20 protein-coding genes are annotated in these 22,046 nt (G+C 63.8%); 17 read left to right on the forward strand and 3 right to left on the reverse strand.

Going from position 1 to position 22,046, the window contains the following annotated elements; genetic code table 11:
• The first annotated feature begins 3 nt into the window (after positions 1-3).
• Together EJ075_RS22490 and EJ075_RS22495 are read left to right on the forward strand one after the other, a co-directional pair.
• A complete protein-coding gene (locus EJ075_RS22490) occupies positions 4-1,251 on the forward strand; it encodes an aconitase X (protein ID WP_126105787.1) in 1,248 nt (415 codons plus the stop codon).
• On the forward strand, positions 1,248-1,685 hold the full coding sequence (locus EJ075_RS22495; RefSeq protein WP_126105788.1) for a DUF126 domain-containing protein: 438 nt from the start codon (positions 1,248-1,250) through the stop codon (positions 1,683-1,685). Before EJ075_RS22490 ends, EJ075_RS22495 begins: the two co-directional genes overlap by 4 nt.
• Here EJ075_RS22495 and EJ075_RS22500 read toward each other — a convergent pair.
• Together EJ075_RS22500 and EJ075_RS22505 are read right to left on the reverse strand one after the other, a co-directional pair.
• Positions 1,682-2,767 (reverse strand): siderophore-interacting protein, encoded by a 1,086-nt coding sequence (locus EJ075_RS22500; protein ID WP_126105789.1) that lies wholly within the window; start codon positions 2,765-2,767, stop codon positions 1,682-1,684. The genes EJ075_RS22495 and EJ075_RS22500 overlap by 4 nt on opposite strands.
• 2 nt (positions 2,768-2,769) lie before the next feature.
• Entirely contained in the window at positions 2,770-4,896 is a 2,127-nt protein-coding gene (locus tag EJ075_RS22505; protein ID WP_126105790.1) for a TonB-dependent hemoglobin/transferrin/lactoferrin family receptor, read from the reverse strand.
• 184 nt (positions 4,897-5,080) lie between these two features.
• On the opposite strand from EJ075_RS22505, the gene EJ075_RS22510 reads away from it, so the two are divergent.
• The 7 genes from EJ075_RS22510 to EJ075_RS22540 all read left to right on the forward strand — a co-directional run bounded on the left by EJ075_RS22510 (position 5,081) and on the right by EJ075_RS22540 (position 11,787).
• Positions 5,081-6,031 (forward strand): ABC transporter substrate-binding protein, encoded by a 951-nt coding sequence (locus EJ075_RS22510; RefSeq protein WP_126105791.1) that lies wholly within the window; start codon positions 5,081-5,083, stop codon positions 6,029-6,031.
• Between the two features lie 319 nt (positions 6,032-6,350).
• Positions 6,351-6,938, forward strand: coding sequence for a thioredoxin family protein (locus EJ075_RS22515; RefSeq protein ID WP_126105792.1), 588 nt, complete (start codon positions 6,351-6,353; stop codon positions 6,936-6,938).
• Between the two features lie 54 nt (positions 6,939-6,992).
• Complete coding sequence (locus EJ075_RS22520) at positions 6,993-8,627, forward strand: FAD-binding protein (protein ID WP_126105793.1); 1,635 nt, start codon at positions 6,993-6,995, stop codon at positions 8,625-8,627.
• Entirely contained in the window at positions 8,624-8,947 is a 324-nt protein-coding gene (locus EJ075_RS22525; protein WP_126105794.1) for a ferredoxin family protein, read from the forward strand. The genes EJ075_RS22520 and EJ075_RS22525 overlap by 4 nt, the downstream gene beginning before the upstream one ends.
• A 17-nt stretch (positions 8,948-8,964) precedes the next feature.
• Positions 8,965-9,801: an ABC transporter ATP-binding protein gene (locus tag EJ075_RS22530; protein ID WP_126105795.1), complete on the forward strand. Its 837-nt coding sequence runs from the start codon at positions 8,965-8,967 to the stop codon at positions 9,799-9,801.
• Between the two features lie 11 nt (positions 9,802-9,812).
• Positions 9,813-10,721, forward strand: coding sequence for an ABC transporter permease (locus tag EJ075_RS22535; protein ID WP_095482649.1), 909 nt, complete (start codon positions 9,813-9,815; stop codon positions 10,719-10,721).
• 40 nt (positions 10,722-10,761) lie between these two features.
• Positions 10,762-11,787, forward strand: coding sequence for an aliphatic sulfonate ABC transporter substrate-binding protein (locus EJ075_RS22540; protein ID WP_126105796.1), 1,026 nt, complete (start codon positions 10,762-10,764; stop codon positions 11,785-11,787).
• A gap of 67 nt (positions 11,788-11,854) precedes the next feature.
• Here EJ075_RS22540 and EJ075_RS22545 read toward each other — a convergent pair whose 3' ends face one another.
• Positions 11,855-12,886 (reverse strand): LacI family DNA-binding transcriptional regulator, encoded by a 1,032-nt coding sequence (locus EJ075_RS22545; protein ID WP_126105797.1) that lies wholly within the window; start codon positions 12,884-12,886, stop codon positions 11,855-11,857.
• A gap of 341 nt (positions 12,887-13,227) precedes the next feature.
• On the opposite strand from EJ075_RS22545, the gene EJ075_RS22550 reads away from it, so the two are divergent.
• From EJ075_RS22550 to EJ075_RS22585, 8 genes are all read left to right on the forward strand, one after another.
• On the forward strand, positions 13,228-14,841 hold the full coding sequence (locus tag EJ075_RS22550; RefSeq protein WP_126105798.1) for an extracellular solute-binding protein: 1,614 nt from the start codon (positions 13,228-13,230) through the stop codon (positions 14,839-14,841).
• Between the two features lie 77 nt (positions 14,842-14,918).
• Complete coding sequence (locus tag EJ075_RS22555; RefSeq protein WP_095482646.1) at positions 14,919-15,779, forward strand: carbohydrate ABC transporter permease; 861 nt, start codon at positions 14,919-14,921, stop codon at positions 15,777-15,779.
• Positions 15,776-16,735 carry a sugar ABC transporter permease gene (locus EJ075_RS22560; protein ID WP_126105799.1) on the forward strand — a complete coding sequence of 320 codons (960 nt, stop codon included), beginning with the start codon at positions 15,776-15,778 and terminating at the stop codon, positions 16,733-16,735. The genes EJ075_RS22555 and EJ075_RS22560 overlap by 4 nt, the downstream gene beginning before the upstream one ends.
• Entirely contained in the window at positions 16,732-17,823 is a 1,092-nt protein-coding gene (locus EJ075_RS22565) for an ABC transporter ATP-binding protein (RefSeq protein WP_126105800.1), read from the forward strand. Before EJ075_RS22560 ends, EJ075_RS22565 begins: the two co-directional genes overlap by 4 nt.
• A gap of 4 nt (positions 17,824-17,827) precedes the next feature.
• On the forward strand, positions 17,828-18,904 hold the full coding sequence (locus EJ075_RS22570) for an ABC transporter ATP-binding protein (protein WP_126105801.1): 1,077 nt from the start codon (positions 17,828-17,830) through the stop codon (positions 18,902-18,904).
• 35 nt (positions 18,905-18,939) lie between these two features.
• On the forward strand, positions 18,940-20,037 hold the full coding sequence (locus EJ075_RS22575) for a Gfo/Idh/MocA family oxidoreductase (protein WP_126105802.1): 1,098 nt from the start codon (positions 18,940-18,942) through the stop codon (positions 20,035-20,037).
• A gap of 26 nt (positions 20,038-20,063) precedes the next feature.
• A complete protein-coding gene (locus EJ075_RS22580; RefSeq protein ID WP_126105803.1) occupies positions 20,064-20,978 on the forward strand; it encodes a sugar phosphate isomerase/epimerase in 915 nt (304 codons plus the stop codon).
• 68 nt (positions 20,979-21,046) lie between these two features.
• Positions 21,047-21,988, forward strand: coding sequence for a substrate-binding domain-containing protein (locus EJ075_RS22585; protein ID WP_095482641.1), 942 nt, complete (start codon positions 21,047-21,049; stop codon positions 21,986-21,988).
• The last annotated feature ends 58 nt before the right edge of the window (positions 21,989-22,046 follow it).

Raw genomic sequence — 22,046 nt, forward strand, 5'->3', positions numbered from 1 at the left:
CTGATGATGCTTGAGCTGAATGCGGGCGACCAGTCGATGCTGCAGGGCGAGCAGGGCCCGGCCGTGGCCGCCGCGATGAAGATCCTAGTCGCCTTTTCGAAGGCGGTCGGTGCGCGCGAGCTGTTGGACATTGCCGGTGCTCATATCGATGGCTGCCTGTATCACGGTCAGGCCAGCCTCGATTTCGTCGAGAGGCTGGTCGAAGGCGGTGGCCACGTTCGGGTCCCGACGACATTGAATGTCGGCTCGTTCGACCTCATCCATCCCCGACTGGTGAAGATGCCGCCGTCACAAGAGGCGCCGGCACGCCGTCTGATGAAGGCGCATCTGGAACTGGGCTGCCAGGCGACCTTCACCTGCGCGCCCTATCAGACGCGGTTCCGGCCCGCTTTTGGCGAGCAGATCGCCTGGGGCGAGTCCAACGCCATCGTCTTTGCCAATTCGGTAATTGGAGCGCGGACCAACCGCTATGGCGATTTCATCGACTTGTGCTGCGCGATGACCGGGCGCGCGCCGGCCTGGGGACTGCATCTGAGCGATAATCGACGCGGCCAGATCCTGTTCGAGCTGACTGGCAGTATCGAGCCGAGCGACGCGCTGTTCGTGGGTGTGGGACTACTTGTCGGGCAAAGGAGCAGCGATCGCATTCCGGTCATATCGGGCCTGCCGCAGCCCCGCGACGAGGATCAGTTGAAGGCGCTTGGCGCGGCGGCGGCAACGACCGGAGCCGTGGCGTTGTTCCATGCCGTCGGCATCACGCCGGAGGCGCAGACGCTCGACGAGGCACTGCATGGCCTGGCGCCGGAGGAGACGATCCGGATCTCTCGCGCCGACATCGACAATGCGCTGGCCAAGCTGTCGAGCGTCCCCGACGGCGCGCCGCTTGCGGCCGTCTCGTTAGGCACGCCGCATTTCTCGCACGACGAGTGGATGCGCCTGCTGCCGATGCTGCGCGAGGTGGCGCCGGGCAGGGGCATCCCGATCTATGTCAACACCGGGCGCGCGACGCTGACGCGGCTTCAGGACGAGGGCGCTCTGGCTGGCATGGGCGCGTTCGGCCTGATTCCGGTCGCCGACACCTGCACTTATGTCACGTCGATCCTTGAGCGCCTCGATGGCGCGGTGATGACCAATTCCGGTAAATGGGCGCATTACGCACCGGGCAATATCGGCGTGTCGGTGGCGTTCGGGGACATGGAAGACTGCATCCGCTCGGCCGCGGGCGGCCATGTCGTACGGGGCACGCGATGAGCGAGCAGGACAGGCGAGCGCTGGACAGAACTGGCATTTTCCAGCTTGCCGGCAGGGCGCAAGGCTCAGCGCTGGTGCTGTCGCAAGCGCTCAGCTTCTGGGGCGGCGTCGATGCCGAGACGGGCGATATCATTGACCATTCGCACCCGGCTCTGGGCGGCAATGTCGCCGGCCGGATCCTGGTCATGGCGAGTGGGCGAGGCTCGTCGTCCACCTCGTCGGTACTTGCCGAGGCGATCCGCAAGGGTACGGCGCCGGCCGGCATCATCCTGGAGCGGCCGGAGCCAATCCTTGCCGTCGGCGCCATCGTCGCCGAGTTCCTCTACGAAATCAGCATGCCGCTGGTCGTCTGCGACACCTCAGGCATTGTCTCCGGCGATCGGATCGCCATCGACATCGACGAGGATGGGCAAGCGATAGTGAGCCTGACCTAGCCGGCCATCAATCCGGCGGCACCGCGGCGCCAATAGGCCGCGGCCAACGTCTGGTCGCGGCCGAGTGAAAGCTGACCGCGCCAATGTTCACGAACGATCTTGGCGGCGGCGGCTTCCGCCGCGAACCAGCCGAAGGCCGAGCCGGTCTGCGGCCATTCAACCGACTGGACAGCATCCGCCAACCTGTCACTGAGCCCGGCCGCAACGCCGTCCCGTGTCAGCCAGTGCAGCTCAATGCCGGTGGCGTTGTCGATCTCCTGTCGCTCGCCATCGTCGGCGATCTCAACGAAAGCCACGCCCTTGGTCTCGGCGGGCAGCGTCTCCAACAGCCGCGCCAGCGCCGGCAGGCCGGTTTCGTCGGCACCCAGCACATACCATGATGCTGGCCGCACCGGACGGCCTACCGGCCCCATGATGCCGACCTTCATGCCGGGTGCCGCTTGCATGGCCCATGCGGCACCGACGCTTTCGCCCGGATGGACCAGGAAGTCGACATCGATGACGTCTTTGGCCACGTCGAGCGCACGGATCGTGTAAACGCGCGCCACCGGGCGCCTGTCGTCCGAAGGCCAGACCGGCAGACCATTGCCGCCGAGCATGGGCCAGAGCGGATCCGGCACCTCCCTGGTCGGGAACAGCATGCGGATATGCATGCCGCCGAATTTCGCGAAACGTTCCAGATCCTCGCCCGCAAAGCGGATGCGACGCATATGCGGGGTGAGGTCGCCAACTTGGGTGACGACCATCTCGCGGAACTGGGCGAGGCGGGTTTCCCCGGCGAGATCGCCGGTCCAGACGATCTCGGGATTCTCATCCTTGGCATAGACCTCGACCGCGGTGGCCAAAAGGTCCTTGAGCCGGGCCAGGCCGTCGCGGTCGGCTGCATTGGCCCGCATCACCAGTCGCTCCATGTCGAAGGAAGCGCCGCCGAAGGCGAAGCGAAAGTCGAGGCGCTGCCCCTCTTGCGAGGCATCGGCATTGAAGCTCTGCAGCCTTTCGGCGATGCGGTCGATGTAAAGCGGCAGGTTGCGTAGGTTCAAACGCGCTTCGCAGACCAGTCCGCTTGCCGATGCTTCGCTCACTCTCAACCTCCGATCCTGCCGGTCAGCGCCACCTTGAAAGTGCGGCCCTTGCCCTGTTCCGTCGCCGCCGACGTCGACCATGCGCTTTGCGGGTCGGTGTAGGCGGTGTCAAAGACGTTATCGACAGCGAAATCGAGCTTGGCGTGGTCGTTGATCCGCCAGTTGGCAAAGACGTTGACCAGATCGAAGCCGTCATCGACGACTGTCGGCTCGTTCGGCCGGGTGCGGTTGGTGCGCGTGATCTTGCCGACGCTGAGATATTGCGCGCCGACGGTGAGCTGGTCTTCGAGCATCCTGAAGCCGAGTGTTGCCGAGAAGCGGTCGAGCGGCGTGTTGCTCAGCGCCTGGCCGGAGTAAACGCCGCTGACGACCTTGGCGTCGATGAGGGCGCCGGCAAGGTTCACGAAACCCCAGCCATAGTCATAGACCGCCTCAGCCTCGATGCCTTTCAGCCGCGCGTCGCCGATATTGATCGCCGTGCGCGTTACGTCGGGGCGCAGGTCGACTTCGATGTAATCCTCGACATCGGTGTGGAAGACGTTGACCTTGGCACGAAACAGGTCGCCAGCGGCCAGTATGTCGTCATATTTCAAATTGACGCCGGCTTCCCAGTTCCTCGCCGTTTCGGGCTGAAGAAGCAAATTGGGCACGTAGGTGTCGCCAGAGCCGTGCGCACCGCCGCCGCGATAGACGTCCTGCAGGCCCGGTGCCCGGTAGCCTTCGGAATAGGTGCCGTAGAGCTGGAAGCCTTCGAGCGGCGTGACGCCTACGGTGAGGCGCGGCGACCAGCGGTCGCCCGACATCGAGGCTTCCTCCGGCGGCACGGTCTTTGTCTCACCGTCGAGCTGGTAGCCGTCATAGCGCATGGCGGCGATGAGCTGCAGCCAGTTATCATAGTCGCCCTGCCATTGCAGGAAGCCGCCATAGCCCTGTTGTTCGCCGGCGCCGAAATGCGCGGCCTCCGATGATGCTTCCAGATAGTAGTAGTCGACCCCGTAGGTGAGCGTGTGGGCCATCTTCCAGGCGTCGAAACGCGAGGAGTTCTTCACGTTGAAGCCCGTCGTGGCGACGTCATAGTAGCGGAAGTTGCCGATCGCGGAAGTCGGCCAGACCTGTGTCTGCTCGGCGCGCGTGCGGTTGTGGTAGGCATTGGCACTGAAGTCGATCAGCTCGTTGTCGTCCGGCTTCCAGGTGTAGGCGGCCGTGTAGGTCTGATTGGTTGTGTCGGTGTCGTAACGGCTGAGCGTCGGCGAGGTCGAGCCGCTCGATCCGGTGATCTGGTCGCTGTAGCGCTGCAGGATGGCGCCAAGCTTCAGCTCGTGACCGTCGGCCGGCCGCAGCGTTGCCTTCATATAGCCACTGGTGATGCGCTCGCCGGTCCACGGCACAGTGTCGCCATTGCCGTCGGTGTAGCTGTCGCGGTCGCGATAGATGAGATTGCCGATCATGTCGGCGTCGTCGCTGAAGCGGTAGGCACCGGTGGTGCTGGTGGTGAAGCCGTCGCCATTGCTCTCATAACCGAGCTTCTCGCTCAGCGCCCAGCGTTCCTCCTGCTTTAGGAAATCGCCGGCATCCTTGGTTTCGAAGGAGACGACGCCGCCGATGCCGCCCGAGCCATAGGCATTCGAGACCGGGCCGCGAATGACTGTCGCATCCTTGATCAATTCGGGCTCGACATAGAACGAGCCCGAGCCGTGGCCGACGCGCCAGTAGTCCTGGCGGGCGCCGTCGAGCGTCACCACCACGCGGCCATACTGCTGCAGTCCGCGAATGTTTATGGCGGTCGCCGGATCGTCGCCGTTCATCGAGGCGGCAACGCCGGGGGTGGTGCGAAAGATGTCGGCGGCGGTGTCGGGCTGGATGCGCTCGAGCTCTTCCTGATCGACGGCACTGATGGCAGCCATCGAGTCGATGACGGCCGTCTTGATCATCGTCGCCGAGATGGTGATCAGATCGAGCACGGTCGGCTCGTTCGCTTCGGCCTGGGAGGGCTTGGGCGGACGGTCGGCCTTGGCGGCGGCGCCTTGCTTCTGCTCCTCCTGCGCGGCGGCGGGCGGCGCGGCACACAGGCCGAGTGCGAAGGCGAGCGCGGTGCTCGCCATCAAGGTCTTGTTGCTTGTCAGTCTCATAGCGATGCCGCCCCCGGAAAAGCAAGATTGCTGGCGGCGGCCGTCGGCCCTGGCTGGCATGATGGAGAAGCCTCGACCGGCGGGTCGGGCAGCGCTACTTATTGAAACATGATGACATTAGTCAACTTTAATTTTATAGGCCACGACCATCTTCCAGGATTCTTAACCACAGGAGCGAAATGGCATGGTCGGCAGTGATAGCGGGTGCGGGCAAATGCGCTGGTTTCGGCCGGGCAGTATGGCGGTGCTGCTGTTGGCGTTTTCTGGTCTTGCGCCGTCTTGTGGGTTCAAGGCGCTGGCCGCCGAGACGGTCGTCGATGCATCAGGGCGGACAGTCGCGACCGGTCCGGCAACCAGGATCCTGACGCTCGGTTCCGACGTTACCGAGATCGTCGATGCGCTGGGCGCCGGCGAGCGGATCATTGCGGTCGATCGCGGCAGCAAATATCCCGCTTCCGTCGCGCAAAAGCCCAATGTCGGCTACCGGCGGCAGCTCTCGGTTGAGGGTCTGGTCGGGCTTCGTCCCGATCTGATCCTGGCGGCCGAAGACAGCGGGCCGCCGGAGGCCGTCGAGGTGCTGAAGTCGCTGGCGATCCCCGTCGTCTTCGTGCCGGAAGACAACAGTCCACAAGGCATCGAGCGCAAGATTACCCTGATCGCCGCAGCGCTTCGCCTTGAGGACAAGGGCAGGGAGGTTTCAAGGCGCGTGCTCGATGCCTTCCGGGCAGCCGCCGATCTCACCGCAAAAATACCGGCCGAGCGCCGCAAGAAGGTGGTGTTCTTTCACGGCCTCGTGCGGCTCAGCGCGGCTGGCGCCGGCACGGCGGCCGATGCGATCATCCGTTATGCCGGCGGCATCAATCCGATGGCTGTCGTGAAGGGCTACAAGCCGGCGTCGGAGGAGAAGCTGATCGAAATGGCGCCCGATGTCATCCTGATGATGAGCGACGGCAAGGGCGGGCCGACCGCCGAGCAGGTGTTCGGCACGCGCGCGCTGAGCGCGACCCCGGCGGCGGAGAAGAAGGCGCTGATCGTATTGGACGGCGCCTATATGATCGGCTTCGGCCCGCGCACCGCCGACGCGATCCGCGACCTGGCGCAGGCGCTGTATCCGGAGGTGGCGGACGCGGATTGAGGAACGCCGATAATTTGATTGATGCCGGCCTGATCTGAGTCTCCACATGGCCGCTTAATCCAGCCGGACCTCTGATTCACTGCCACCTCTCGGCCAGCGCACTGTTTTCTCAGAGGCGCTTGCCGGCCGAACAAAGTTGCCGGGCCGGCACAAACATTGGCACGATATTCTAGTCCGCCCGCTTGACCGCGAACGGCCTCTCCAGCCTATAATTCTACTAAATTCATAGACTAAGATGAATTTAGACGCCGTGGCATTCGCGACCAAGCCTAACAAGGTGAGAATGCCGCAATGCCAGACGCCCAAAGGGAGAGCATCGATGCCGAAAACCAACTCCAATCCTATCGATCTCGGCACCAGTGCCGCCGATTTCCTGCTGCCGGATGCCAACGGCGCGCTGCATCGGCTCGCCGATTTCGACGCCAAGCCGGCGCTGCTCGTTGCCTTCATCTCCAACCGCTGCCCGTTCGTCGTGCTGATCCGCGAGGCTCTCGCGGCGTTCGCCAACGACTATGCCGGCAAGGGCCTGCAAGTGGTGGCGATCAACGCCAACGACCATGAGGCGCATCCCGAGGAGACGCTAGCCCACATCGGCGAGGAGGTCGAAAAATTCGGCTATGCCTTCCCCTATCTCAAGGACGCTTCGCAGCAGACGGCGAAAGCCTATGGCGCGGCTTGCACACCCGATTTCTTCCTGTTCGGCGCCGACCGTCGGCTGGCCTATCACGGCCAGTTCGACGATGCGCGGCCGGGCAATGGCAGGCCGGTGACGGGTGCTGATCTGCGTACCGCCGTCGACACGGTGCTGAAGGGCGAAGCGCTTGCCGCCGACCAGGTGCCGTCGATCGGCTGCAACATCAAGTGGAGCGCCGGCAACGAGCCGGTCTGGTTCTCTAGGGCGGCCTGAAAGCCCAACCTGCCGCCCCTCGGCCGGCCACCAATTCCCTTTCCGCGAGTGATCATGCCGAAGACTGCCAGAGCCGTCCGATCCGCTCCCGAAAGGCTGCACCTCGCAGCCGATGTGCTGGTGCTGGGTGGTGGTCCTTCGGCTGCCTGGGCGGCGGTCGCCGCGGCTGAGAACGGTGCGACCGTGGTGTTGGCCGACAAGGGTTATCTCGGCACCAGCGGCGCCACGGCGCCGTCGAACACCGGCACCTGGTGCGTGCCGCCGGGCGACAACAGGCATGCGGTGGTCGAGCGGCGCTGGCAGCGCACCGGCGAGCTTGCCGACCAGCGCTGGATGCTGCGCTGCGTCGACACCGCCTACCGCAACCTGCTGCAACTTTCTGAGTGGGGCTATCCGTTTCCGAGCGAGGATGACGGGCGGCTCTACATCGCCAATCTGCGCGGGCCGGACTATATGCGCTTCATGCGCCGCCGGGTGCTTCTGGCCGGCGTCACCGTGCTCGATCATCATCCGGCGCTCGAACTCCTGTCCGACGGCGATGCGATCGTCGGTGCGGCCGGGGTCGGCCGCCAGGTCGAGCGCGACTGGCGCGTCGATGCCAGGGCGGTCGTGCTGGCAACCGGCGGCTGCGCCTTCCGCGAACGCATCCTCGGCTCGACCGGGCTGACCGGTGACGGCTATCTGATGGCGGCGGAAGCCGGCGCCAGCCTTTCGGGCATGGAATTCACCGGCAAGTACACGCTGGCGCCGCATGGCTCGTCGCTGAACAAGGGCCTGCCGTTCCGCTGGGCCTCGTTCCACCGCGAGGACGGTTCGCCCATCCTCGGACCGACTGGCGAGCCGCTGCGCAATGGCATCGGCGACCGCGAGGAAGAAGTGGCGCGTGCGCTGATCGAGGGGCCGCTCTATGCGCGGCTCGACCAGGCCGAGCCGGCGCTGCAAGGCTGGCTGCGCCAGGGACAGCCGAATTGCTTCGTGCCCTATGACCGCGCCGGCATCGACCCCTTCAACGATCTGTTCCGCATCACGCTGCGCGCCGAAGGCACGGTGCGCGGCACCGGCGGCATCGACATCGTCTCCGACGACTGCGCCACCGGCGTGCCCGGCCTTTATGTCGCCGGCGATGCGGCCAGCCGCGAGATCATGACCGGTGCGGTGTCGGGCGGCGGCGCCGTCAACTCGTCTTGGGCGCTGGCCAGCGGCTGGTGGGCGGGCAAGGGTGCCTCGACCCACGCCAGGCGCCGCGGCGGCAAGGCGTTCCGCAGCGAGGTGCTGCCGCTCGGCCAGGCCGGTCTGCGGCCGGCGGCTTCGCCGCGTGCCGATGTTTCCGCAGGCGAGGTGATAGAAGCCGTGCGCAATGAGGTCACACCGCTCGACAAGAATTTCTTCCGCAGCGACACCGGCCTGGAAAAGAGCGGCGAGCGGCTTGAGACGCTGTGGCGCGACGTGCGCGATCACCTGCAAGGCGAGGGACTGGAGCGGATCCGCACGCGCGAAGCCGCGTCGATTGCTGCCGCCGGGCGCTGGTCGATCGCTGCCGCACGTTATCGCAACGAGAGCCGCGGCATGCATCGCCGCACCGATCTGCCGGGCAAGAACCCCGCCTTCGCGCACCGGCTGGTGATCACCGGCGTTGATGATTTCCGTATCGCTGGGGCGCCCGAACGGTTGGCGGAGCTGGCGTCATGATCGAGATCGTCTCGGCCACGCGGTGCGTCGAATGCGACATCTGCGTCAAGGTCTGCCCGGCCAATGTCTTCGACGCGACGGGCGGCGTGCCGGTGGTCGCGCGGCAGGAAGACTGCCAGACCTGCTTTCTCTGCGAAATCTACTGCCCGACCGATGCGCTCTACGTGGCCGAGGTCGCCGAAGGTCCGACCGGCATCAGCGAGGCGGAGGTCGAGGCACGTCATTTGTTCGGCGGCTATGCCCGTGCGCTCGGTTGGAAGCGCGGCAAGGCCGGCGGCTCGCAGCTCGACCCGACGCACCGCATCCGCGTGGCGCAGTGAAACGATCGGAGACAGACATGGATCGCATCGTCGTCAGCGACATCAAGAAGACTTTTCAGCTCAAGCCGGGACAATCCATCACCGTCGACGGCGAGGCGACCGACCGCGTCACCGTGCTCGACGGCGTCGATCTCGCCATCCGCAAGGGCGAGTTCATCACGCTGGTCGGGCCGAGCGGGTCGGGCAAATCGGTGCTGCTCGATATCATCGGCGGGCTTACGTCGGCGACCAGTGGCGGTGTCCAGCTCGATGGCAGGCGGATCACCAGGCCGGACCCGAAGACCGGCTATGTGTTCCAGCAATATGCGCTGTTTCCGTGGCGCACGGCGCTGGCCAATATCGAATATGCGCTGGAAGTGCGCGGCGTGCCCAAATCAGAGCGCACCGCCACGGCCCGCCATCTTCTGTCGCTGTTCGGCCTTGCCGGTTTCGAGGACCGCTTCCCCAACCAGCTTTCCGGCGGCATGCAGCAGCGCGTGGCGATCGCCCGGGCACTCGCCAGCAATCCGGAAGTGCTGTTGATGGACGAGCCGTTCGCCGCCCTCGATCAGCAGACGCGCGAGATATTGCAAGGCGAGCTGCTCAGGATCTGGGGCAAGATCAAGACCACCGTGATCTTCGTCACCCATTCGATAGACGAGGCGATTTTCCTGGCCGATCGGGTCGTCGTCATGACAGCACGCCCGGGCACGGTGAAGGAGATCATCGAGATCGACCTGCCGCGGCCGCGCGACGGCGATATCCGCGCAAGCGCGGCCTTCAACGATCACCGTGCCCGCGTCTGGGACGTGCTGCGCGACGAAGTCAACAAGGCACAGAAGGATTGGACGCTGTCGCCGGCGTTCAGCCACTAAGGAGTTTTGGCATGGCCTATCTGACCGAAAAGTTCGGCCCTGCCGGCGGCTTTCATCCGTTTGCCGGAGCCGGTGAAGCGGTGGCCGCCGCCAGGGTCCCGGCAATCAAGGCCCGCAGCGCTACCCCGGCCGTCAGGCGCAGGAGAGGAGCCGGCTTCGGCACGTTCATCTACGGCCTGCCGCTGCTTGGCCTGTTCTTTCTCACCTGGGAGATCGCGCCACGGCTCGGCTGGCTGAACCGCATCTTCTTCCCGCCGCTGAGTGAGGTGCTGGTCGCGTGGTGGGATCTGCTCGCCTCGGGCGTGCTGGTCGAGCATATCGGTATCAGCCTGCAACGCGCGGCCATTGGTTTCGCGCTGGGCGTGGTCGTTGCCATCCCGCTCGGCCTGCTGATGGGGCGCTATTCGCTGTTCGAGAAGGTCTCCGATCTGCTGGTGCAGACGCTGCGCAACACATCGCAGTTCGCGCTGCTGCCGGTGTTCATCCTTCTGCTCGGTATCGGCGAGGAATCGAAGGTGGCGATCACCTTCTACTCCTCGGTGTTCTTCCTCCTCGTCAACACGATCAGCGGCGTCAAGTCGGTCGATCCGCTGCTGATCAAGGCGGCGCGCTCGATGGGCACGTCCGACTTCGACATGTTCAGGAAAATCATCCTGCCGGCCAGCATTCCCTCGATCGTCGCCGGCGCGCGGCTCGGCGTGAAATCCTCGCTGTTCGCGGTGATCGGCGCCGAGATGCTGGCCGCCAAATCCGGTCTCGGCTTTCTCATCCAGAACTCGCAACTGATGATGGAAACGGCCGACATGTATGCCGGCATCCTGACGCTCACCGTCATCGGCCTCGTCGTCAACTACCTGCTCGTCTGGTTCGAACGCTGGGCAACCGCCTGGAAGGGCCAGTCGGAAGCCTCAATGATTTGAACCAACCAAGCAGTTCATGCCAATCAGGAAGGAATTTCAGATGCCCAGGATATCTTTCAGTGCATTACGCCGATTGCTCTTGCAGGGCGCCATAGCCGCGGCCGTCGGCGCCTCTGTCGTCGTCGCTCCCGCCTTCGCGCAGGACAAGCCTGAAGTCATCCGCATCGGCAGCACCGCACCGGGGCACCTCAAATTCATTCTCGCCCAGCAGGACGGCTGGTGGCAGAAGGAATTCGCCAAGGACGGCATCAAGGTCGAATTGGTGACGTTCAACGGCGGCTCCGAGGCGACGACAGCGCTGGCAACCGGGGCGATCGAGGTCACCTATACCGGCAACAATCCAGCGCTGCGCGTCGCCGCCTCCGGCGCCGACGTCAAGCTCATCGGCGTGTCGAGCTATGTGAAGGCAGGCGGCTCCTCCATCATCGTCAAGACCGACTCGCCGCTAAAGACGCTGCAAGATCTGAAGGGCAAGAAGGTCGCTTATCTCACCGGCACGGTACGGCATTCGAATTTCAGCAAGGCGCTGAACAGCGTCGGCCTGACGACCAGCGACATCGAAGGGCTGAACCTACCCTTCGAGGCGTCAGGGCCCGCACTGCTGCGCGATGACATCGATGCCATTGTCGAGACTGACTCGACGGCGGCCAAGCTGGTCGACACCGGCGAGGCCCGCGTGCTCTACGACACCAGCACGCATCCGGAATGGAACGTGCCGAATGTCATCTCGGTCAACGGCGCCTTCGCGGCGAAATACCCCGATCTCGTCAAGCGGCTGCTGAAGGTCGATATCGAGATTTCGCGCTGGGCCGACGCGCATCCCGACGAGACGATCAAGACCTTCGTCGAGGCGACCAAATCGTCGGAAAAATCCGTCCGCAAGACCTACAGCCAGGGCCTGTTCTACCAGGATCCGAAGCTCACCGACGATGCGATCGCGGCGCTCAAGAGCGAAGAGAAGTTCATGGCCGGCGCCGGGCTTTTGAAAGGCTCGATCGATTATAGCAAATGGGTCGACAAGAGCTTTGTCGATGGTGCTTATACGGAAGTCGCCGCCGTCCAGTAGACTTAGTTGAAAATGCTGCGGGGCTGCGCCAGCCGGCGCGGCCTCTCTCTCATCCCTGAGGTTCCGTTCAGATCTCCGGGATGCTTTCCCTGAAGATCACCTGCAAGCGCGGCTGGTGCAGTTCGTAAGGCAAGCCCCTGACCGCGTGGCTCAAAGTGTTCAGTGCTTCGCGGGCCTCGACGCGCGGGTTCTGGTCGATGACCGCGTCGAGCGTTCCGTCGAGTAGAAGCTCTTTGGTGCCTTCCGTTACCTCGTGGCCGAGAAACACGGTCGATAGCGCGCGCCCGCGCTCCTTCAGCGCCCTGGCGATGCCGGTGTTGCCGGCGCCGACATTGTAGATCGCGGCCAGATCCGGATGCCGGTCCAGCAGCGCGGAAGCCTCTAAATAGGCCTTTTCCCGGTCGTCGAGCATTTCGCGCATCTCGACGATCTGCAAATTGGGCGATTCCTCCGTCAGGATGTGGCGGAAGCCCATCTCGCGCTCCTCGTGGCCGCGATAGGAGAGCGAGCCGGCGAACAGCGCGACCTTGCCCGGACGATCAGTGCCCATGAAGCGGTTGAGCAGATAGCCGGCGAGGCGGCCGGCGGCACGATTGTCGATGCCGATATAGGCAACCCTCGGCACGTGCAGGATGTCGGACGCGATGGTCACGACCTTGACGCCGCTGGCCGACAGCGAGCGGATCGCTTCGCGGACGGTCGGATGGTCGAGCGCAATGACGCCGACGCCTTGCGTCTGGCCATGCAAGTCCTGCAGCAGGCGGGCGAGCCGGTCGGGATTGAAGCCTTCAATCGTGGCGACGCGCACGTCGAGATCGGGCCGCGCCTGCGCCTGCGCCTCGATATGCCGGTGCAGCATCTTGATGAAGGAATTGGTGCCGGCGGGCAGCGCGAAGTCGAGCCGCATGACGTCGCCGGGCAGCGCCGTACGTGAGTTCGGGCTGTTCGAAGTTTCGGCGATGTAGCCTAACCGCTGCGCCGTTTCGAGCACGACTTCGCGGGTGCGCGCCCTGACGCCGGCGCGGTTGTTGAGCACACGGTCGACCGTGGCGGCGGAAACACCGGCTTCCCGGGCTATGTCTGTCAGGGTGGACCGCACAGTCGATCACCTCATGCTAGGCGCTACGGGCGCATCAAAATCACGGATTTAACGGACGGATGTCGGACGATGGGAAATGATGTATCCGGCCTTAGCCGATGCGCAAGCCGGCGCGCTACACCAAATCGCCTGGGCGGACCACAACTTGCTGGCGTGGTGCATGATTCCCTCAAATGCAAGCATCGGATGCTGTATGGTGATCTCAGCAGAATGCATTTTTCCTCCTCGATTGCGATGTTATGACGTGTTTTGATTATTTATGATGTTGACAGCCTTATCCCAGTGCCGTCAATATCCATCACGAGGGCCATGGAGGAACAAGGCCCGAGGGAGGAGTTCCAATGTCGAATTTGATCCGCATGTCGCGGCGCCGTTTGTTGGCGTCCGGTGGAAAGGCGGCAGTGCTTGTTGCCGCAGCAGGTATCGCGCCAAAATTCATCCGTCCCAGCCGCGCCTACGCCGCCGACGCACTCGCGCCGGGCATGATCGGCGGCCCCACGGGCTTCGACGGCTCGGAGCGTTATCAATATGGGCCAGATACGCCGGAAGGCCGTGCCATCGAGGCGGCCAAGGCGATGAAGGGTGCCGGCAAGGCGCCGGCCAAGATCGTGCTCGGCCTGTCCGACGGCTCGATCGGCCAGCTGACGCAGCCGTTTCCCGCCGGCGCGCCTTCGATCAAGGATCTGTGGGAAAAGGAAACCGGCATTCCGCTCGAGATCGTCGGCGTGCCGAATGGCCAGGAATTCACCAAGACGATGCAGGACATCTCCACCAAGGGTGGGGCCTATGATATCTACGCGGTCGAATGGAACCGCCTCGGTGACCTAGCCGAAACCGGCGGCATCCTGAAGCTCGACGACTTCGTCGCCCAGCATAAGCCCGAATGGGACGACCCCGAGCGCGGCTATGTTAACGGCGCCAAGGGCGTGTCGCTGCTCAACCAGTATCGCGGCTCGACCTATGGCGTTTCGCTGGATGGCGATTTCCAGACCTGGGTCTACCGCACCGATCTGTTCGGCGACACGGCCGAGAAGAAAGCCTTCTCCGACAAGCATGGCTACGAGTTGGCGCCGCCGAAGACCTGGAAGCAGCATGACGAGATCGCGGCCTTCTTCCAGCGCCCGGACAAGGGCCTGTTCGGCTCGACCGATCTGCGCAACCAGGGCTGGGGCTACACCAACTGGTACCAGCGTTATGTCTCAATGGCTTCGCCAAATCAGTTCCTGTTCGACGACACCGGCAAGGCGCTGATCAATTCCGAGCAAGGTATCGCGGCGACCAACGAGTACATTGCATCGCTGGTCCACCATTCGCCGGATGCGATCTCGTGGGGCTGGCCGGAACAGTACGGCAATTTTGCCAAGGGCGGTGCCGCCATGACCTGCGCCTTCTCCAACCTGCCGAAATTCCTCGATAATGCCGGCAACAAGGATTCAGCTGTCACCGGCAAGATCGGCTCGATGCTGCCGCCTGGCCGCGAGATCGACGGCAAGCTGATCAGCCGTTCGGTGCTGTGGCTCAATCTGTCGGCCTCAGTCTCGTCGCAGGCCAAGAATCCGGAGGCCTGCTACCTGTTCCTGCAATGGCTCGGATCGAGCCGCATCTACGCCTGGATGACCGCCAATCCGGGTGGCTATTTCGATCCGTTCCGGCTGTCGGATTTCTCCGACCCGCTGGTCCGCCAGACCTACCACGCCTACCACATGGATGTGGTGCGCGAGACGGTCGCCCGCACCGTGCCGACCGTCAACTACCCCGGTGCCACCGCCTTCCACAATGCGCTGGACGAGAACCTCGTCGCCGCGTTGACCAAGGCAAAGACCGCCGAGCAGGCGATGGCCGACACCGAGGCCGAGTGGAAGAAGATCGCGCGCCGGACCGGCGAGGAGAAGCTTCTCGAAGCCATCAAGACCAACAAGGAGGCATGGCCCACCGTTCTCGATCCGATCAGCTGATCCTCCCAGGATCGCGCCAAGGGAGGGGAGGAGTTGCTCTTCCCCTCCGCAAACGATGGTACCAGCAAAGCTGCAAGATGAAGCGTTCAATTCCCTTCGAGATATTCCGCTATGCCGCAATATCAGCGGCAATGGCGGTGACGCTGGTTCCGATCCTGTGGATGGTGTCGATGGCCTTCAAGCCGATCGCCGAATGGTCGGCGACCGGCGCTGACCTGACCTGGTGGCCGAAGAACCCGACACTCAGCAATTTCCGCTTCGTCTTCGGTGAATCGACCAACAATCTGATCGTCGCGCTCGACCGCACCGCCCTGAAGCCGATCCTGTCGTCGCTGCTGTCGGCGGTATTCGGGACGGCGATCGCCATGTCAGCGGGCACTGCGGCGGCCTACGGGCTATCGCGCTTCGGCTCGGGCCAGAACCTGCCGCTGGCACTGATCCAGCTTCGCCTGTTTCCGCCCATGGCGGTCATGACTCCGGTGATGATCATGTGGGCCTTCCTCAACTTCACCGACAGCTGGTGGGGGCTGTCGCTGATCTACGGCATCGTCACGCTGCCTTTTGCCTTCTGGCTGATGAAGACCTTCTTCGACGACATGCCGCGCGAGATCGAGGAGGCAGCACTGGTCGAGGGCTGTTCGCGGTTGCGAGTCTTCACCCGCATCACACTACCGATGATGCGCGCGCCGCTGGCCAGCGCCGCGCTGTTTGTCTTCATCCTCAACTGGTCGGACTATCTGATCGCGCTGCTTCTGACGACGCGCGAATGGGTGACGGTTCCCGTCTACATGGCGTCGCTCTCCTCCTCGATGACCGGACAGCTCTATGGCGCCAAGGCCGCGCTCGGTCTGATCGCCGCGGTGCCGCCGGTCATCATGGGCATCGCCATCCAGCGTCATCTGGTCCGCGGGCTGACGTTCGGGGCGCTCAAGCAATGAGCGCGGTGACTGCGACGATTTCGGAGGACGTGATGAAGACCGTCCAGGCAAAGCCAGCCTTACGGGACGAAGGCGCAAAGCTCGGCTTCCGGCTGACATTGCCGGCGCAGATCCTGGTGCTGTTCATCGCGGTCTTCCCGCTGTTGATGCAGCTCTACATCAGCCTGACCGACTGGTCACCGCTTTCGGGCCTCGGCTGGTGGAGCGCCTGGTCGCTATGGAACAATTTCGCCAATTACACCGACCTTGCTGCCGATGCGCGCTTCTGGAGCGCGCTGAAGCGCACGGCCATCGTCATGATCGTCTGCGTGCCGGCGGAATTCCTGCTGGGTCTCGCGCTCGCCACGCTGTTTGCCGACGAGTTTCCCGGCAAGCGGATCTTCTACTCGATCCTTCTGATGCCGATGATGGTGGTGCCGGCTGTGGCCGGCTACATGTTCTTCATGCTGTTCCAGTCGGGCGGCCCGGTGAACGACATCCTGTCGGCGATATCAGGCTTTCCCGTCACCATCGCCTGGCTTTCGGACCCGACGCTGGCGCTCATCGCCGTCATGGTTGCCGACATCTGGCAGTGGACGCCGCTGATGTTCCTCATCCTGCTTGCCGGCCTGGTCGGCGTGCCCGAGGACCAGATCAAGGCGGCGACGCTGCTCGGCGCCAATCCCTGGCAGCGCTTCGTCACCATCGTGCTGCCGAAGATGAAGACTATCATAATCATCGCGCTGGCGATCAGGATGATCGAGAACTTCAAGATATTCGACACGCTCTACATCATGACCGGCGGCGGCCCCGGTGTCGCCACCGAGACGATCTCCGTCTACATCTACAAGCTCACCACGCAGGACCTGATCTGGGGCTATGTCGCGGCGATCGCGCTGGCGATCTTGATCGTGTTGTCCATCGCCGCGGTCTTTGCCATGAAGCGCATGGCCCGGGCACGCGAGGTGACGGCATGAGCGCCATCCATCTGCAGAACCTGGTCAAGAAATTCGGCGACTTCACCGCGCTGAAGACGATGGACTTGGCCATCGCTGATGGCGAGTTCATGGCGCTGCTCGGGCCGTCCGGCTGCGGCAAGTCGACAACGATGAACATGATCGCCGGCATGGAAGAGCCGACGGGTGGCAAGATTCTGTTTGGCGAGCGCGACATGGCCGGCGTGCCGATGGGGCGGCGGGGCGTCGGCTTCGTCTTCCAGAACTATGCGATCTTCACCCATATGACCGTGCGGCAGAACCTCGCCTACGGCCCAAAAATGCGCGGCGCGCCAAAGGCCGAGATCGATCGCCGCGTCGGCGCCATTGCCGAGATGCTGCAACTGACGCCGCTGCTCGACCGCAAGGCCGACCGGCTGTCGGTCAACATCTTGCAGCGTGTGGCGATCGGCCGTTCGGCGATCATGGAGCCGGCGATCTTCCTGCTCGACGAGCCGCTGTCCAACGTCGACGCAGCCTTCCGGGCGGTCATGCGCACCGAGCTGAAGCAGTTGCAGCGCCAGTTCAAGCAAACCATGGTCTATGTCACCCACGATCAGCTCGAGGCCATGACCATGGCCGACCGCATCGCTGTGATGGATCATGGCGTGCTGCAGCAGGTCGGCACGCCGCTCGAGGTCTACAACAATCCGGCCAATGTCTTCGTCGCCCGCTTCATCGGTGCGCCGGGCATGAACCTGCTCAGGGGCAGGCCGGCGGAAAGCGACCGTGGTCTGGTCGTCGATCTCGGGCCGCTAGGCGCGACACCGCCGCTGCCGGCCGAAATCGCCGCCGTCGTGCGGCGGGCGCAGGGCGATGTACTTTACGGATTCCGACCGGAACAGGCGACGTTGGTTGAAGGCGGCCAAGGTCTCTCCTTGCCAGTGACTTTCGTCGAGCGCATCGGCGCGCGCACCATCGTGCATCTCGGCCTGGGCGAGAGCGCGGTGAAGGCGGTGTTCGACAACGATGTTGGGCTGGCCATCGGACAAACGGCAGTCGTCGCGCCGGCCGCGCAGTCGGTGCGCGTCTTCGACGCCGCCACCGGCCTTGCGATGAAAGCGGGCTGAGACCATGGCCGATATCGTCTTTCGCAATGTGACGAAACGCTACGGCAACACGCTGGCCGTCGACGACGCCTCGTTCACTGTCGACGACAATGAGTTCTTCTGCTTCTTCGGCCCGCCGCTGTCGGGCAAGTCGACGGTGCTGCGCCTGGTGCTCGGGCTTGAAACGCCTGACGCGGGTGAAATCCTGATCGGCGGCAGGCCGGTCAACACAGTTTCGCCGGCCGAGCGCAATGTCGCCATGGTGTTCCAGAACCTGGCGCTGTTTCCGCATATGAGCGCGCGCGACAATGTCCGCTTTCCCCTCGTCGAACGCCGGGTCGCAGAAGCCGACATCGAAAAGCGTGTCGCCGACGTCGCGGCCAAGCTGCATATCGACCACATCCTGCACAAGCCGCCGGCCCAGCTTTCGGGCGGCGAGCGGCAGCGCGTGGCGATCGCCCGCGCGCTGGTGCGCGATCCCGCCGCCTATCTGATGGACGATCCGATCTCGGCACTCGACGCCCGGCTGCGCGAGGAGACCCGCGTCGAGCTGAAGCGCATCCAGCGCGAGCTCGGCAAGACGCTGATCTATGTCACCCACGACCAGGAAGAGGCGATGTCGGTCGCCGACCGCATCGCCATCCTGGAGAACGGCAGGATCAGGCAGATCGGCGCTCCGGCCGAAATCTATGACCGGCCTGCCAGCACCTATGTGGCGCGGCTGCTCGGCTCGCCGATGATGAATATCTTGAAGTCGGTGCGCGGCGAGGGCGGTGTCGAGGCGGCCGAAGGCACGATCCGTATTGCGGACAAGGCCACTCCGGCCGATGCCGTCGAGATCGGGCTCAGGCCGGAAGATATCAAGGTCCGGCCATGGCTGGATGGGGAAATATCGGATGGGCGCGCGGGCCGCCCGGCGCGGGTGTTCGAGGTCGAGCCGCTTGGCGGCTACACCGTGGTGACGCTCGCTGCCGGGCAGGCGCGCCTGAGGGCGCTGCTGCGCGGCCAGCCTGACATCAGGCCGGACGCCATGGTGGCGATATCCTGCGAGCCGGCCAAAGTGCATTATTTCGGACAGGGCGGGGGAGCGCTGGCACGATGACGGCGGCCGCAAGAAAAGAGCTTCGGGAGGAAAAGATGGCGAGCAAAAGCTTCGAGCCGGACGTAAAGGTTCGCACGAAAGAATACAGGATCGGCTGCGTCGGCGCCGGCATGATCATGGCCGAATGCCATCTTGCTGCCTATCACGATGCCGGCTTTCCGGTGGTGGCGATCGCCTCGCGGACCAAAGCCAGCGCCGAGAAGGTCGCAAGGCGCTGGGAGATCCCGACCGTCCACGACACGCCTGAACAACTGATCGAGGACGAAAATGTCGAGATCATCGACCTTGCCTTTCCGCCGGACCAGCAGCCGTCACTGATCCGCCATGCGCTGAAGCAGAAGCACATCAAGGCGATCCTGGCGCAGAAGCCGCTGGCGCTCTCGCTCAAGGACGCGATCGAGCTGCGCGACGAGGCCGCCAAGGCAGGCAAGATCCTCTCGGTCAATCAGAACATGCGCTATGACCAGTCGATGCGCGTGCTGAAGCAGATCATGGACAGCGGCGCGCTTGGCGACATCGTGTTCGCGCAGATCGACATGCACGCGATCCCGCACTGGCAGAGCTTCCTCGAGGACTACGATCGGCTGACGCTCGCCAATATGAGCGTCCACCACCTCGACGTGCTGCGCTTCCTGTTCGGCGATCCCCTGGAGATCACCACGCTGACCCGTAAGGATCCGCGCACCCGCTTCGATCATTCGGACGGCATCACCGTTTCGACGCTGCGGTTCCCGTCCGGCGTGCTCGCCGTGTCGCTGGAGGATGTCTGGTCCGGCCCGCGCCAGGAGGGCTACAAGGACGACCAGCACATCAACTGGCGCGTCGACGGCACCAAGGGCGTCGCCAAGGGCACGATCGGCTGGCCGACTGGTTCCGCCTCGACGCTGACCTATGCTTCGACCGAAACCACTGGCGGCGAATGGGTGACGCCAAGCTGGGACACGATGTGGTTCCCGCATGCCTTCATCGGCGTGATGGAGCAGCTCCAGCACGCGGTGAAGACGGGTGAGCCGCCGGCACTTTCCGTCGCCGACAACGTCAAGACCATGGCGCTGATCGAAGCCGGCTACCGCTCGATCAACGAGGGCCGCACGGTCAAGCTTTCCGAAATCTCGACAAACCCAATCAGCTGAATCACTTACAGGGAGGACTTCATATCATGATGCAGGCAGGTATTTTCACGGGCTATTTCCCGTACAGCCTCAAGGAAACCGCGCAGAAGATCCGCGCCCTCGATTTCAACACGGTGCAGCTCGACCTGCATTTCAAGGACGTTGACCTGTCGGCCGGGCAGATCACCAAGGACAAGGCCCGGGCTGTTCGCGACACCTTCCGCGACCACAATCTGCCGGTGTGCTGCGTGTCGGGCTACACCAACATTATCCATCCGGACAGAGCGGAGCGCGAGAAGCGAGTCGGCTATCTCAAGGAGATCATCCGCAGCGCCCGTGATTTCGGCTCGCCCTACGTGATCTCGGAAACCGGCACTTACAACACCGAGTCCGATTGGGTGCACCATCCCAAGAACAAGACCGAGGAAGGCTTCGAGGAATGTCGCAAGGTCATCGCCGACCTTGCCCAGACGGCCTATGATCACGGCGCGGTGTTCCTGCTCGAAACCTATGTCAACAATGTCGTCGGTTCGGTCGAGGAGACGGTGAAGATGTTCGCACAGGTCGACCATCCTGGTCTCGGCCTGCTGATGGATCCGACCAACTATTTCGAGACGCACAACATCGACAGGATGGACCAGATCCTGAACCAGGTGTTCGACACCCTGACCGACAAGATCAGAATAGCCCACGCCAAGGACGTCAAGCGTTCGGGCGGCGATAAGTCGGAGAAGCACGCCGACATTGGTGACGAGGACGCGCTGGAGAGCCACACTTTCCGTGGTGTCGGCGAGATCGAGCTGCCGGCGCCCGGCCTCGGTTCGCTGAACTACGACCTCTATCTCAGGCGGCTCGCCGAGAAGCATCCGAACATCCCGGTCATCATCGAGCACCTTTCGGAAGACGACGTGCCGCGGGCCAAGAAATTCCTCGACGGCAAGTTCCGCGCCAACGGCCTCTGATAGGAGTCCTGCGTCGCCGCTATGCGGCGGCGCTTTCCACCGGGAGGAAATATAATGGAGGAAGCGAAATGTTGAAATTCGGATTGAAACTGGCGACGGCCGCGACTTTGTTGGCAGGGATAGGGTTGGGCTCGCCGGCATTCGCACAGGACGGCCAGAAGACGTTCTATCTCCTGTCGCATGGCGGCCCCTCAGATGCATTCTGGCTCGACTGGAATGCCGGCGCCACCAAGGCCTGCGACCAGCTCAAGGTGACCTGCAAGATCTCCTTCAGCGGCGGCGACATGGCGGCGCAGAAGGAGGCCTTCAACTCGGCACTGGCCGCCAAGCCCGACGGTATCGGCACCACATCGGCGCAGCCCGGCCTGTGGACCGAGGAGGTCAAGGCGGCGAAGGCTGCGGGCATCCCGATCGTGTTCTTCAACACCGATGATCCGGCAACCGGGCGGCAGGCGTATGTCGGCGCCGACCTCAAGGAGGCCGGCGTCATCTGGGCCAAGTATCTGGTCGACAACAAGATGGTGAAGCAGGGCGACAAGGTGTTCCTGCCGGTGGAGGTGCCGGGCGCCAGCTATCAGCAGCTCGAGACCGAAGGCATCGCCAGCGTCTTCGATCCGCTTGGCATCAAATATGACGTGGTCGATTGCGGCACCGATCCAGCCGGCATCATCGCCAAGATGACCGACTATATGGTGGCCAACAATCCGCCGGCGATCATCGCACTCGGCGATTCCGTGGCGGCCAGCATCAAGCGGGTGTTCGACGGCGCCGGCGTGCCGGCCGGCAAGATCCCGGTCGTCGGCTGGGGCAATTCCAAGGAAACCGCTGAAGCCGTCAAGGCCGGCTTCGTCAACGCGGCCGCCTGGCAGTTCCCGTCGGCGCAAGGCTTTATGCCGGTCGCGCTGCTCGGTCTCGCCGCCTCGGGCGAACCGATCGGCTACGACATCCACACCTTTAGCCTCTACGACGCGACAAGCGTCGAGCCGATCCTGAAACTCTACAACAAGTGATGGAAATTGACGTCCGCCGCGCAGGCGGCGGACGTCGCTCCACGATATGGTTCAAACC

Origin of the sequence: Mesorhizobium sp. M6A.T.Cr.TU.016.01.1.1 (genome assembly GCF_003952585.1) — a bacterium.
Classification (GTDB): Bacteria; Pseudomonadota; Alphaproteobacteria; order Rhizobiales; family Rhizobiaceae; genus Mesorhizobium; species Mesorhizobium mediterraneum.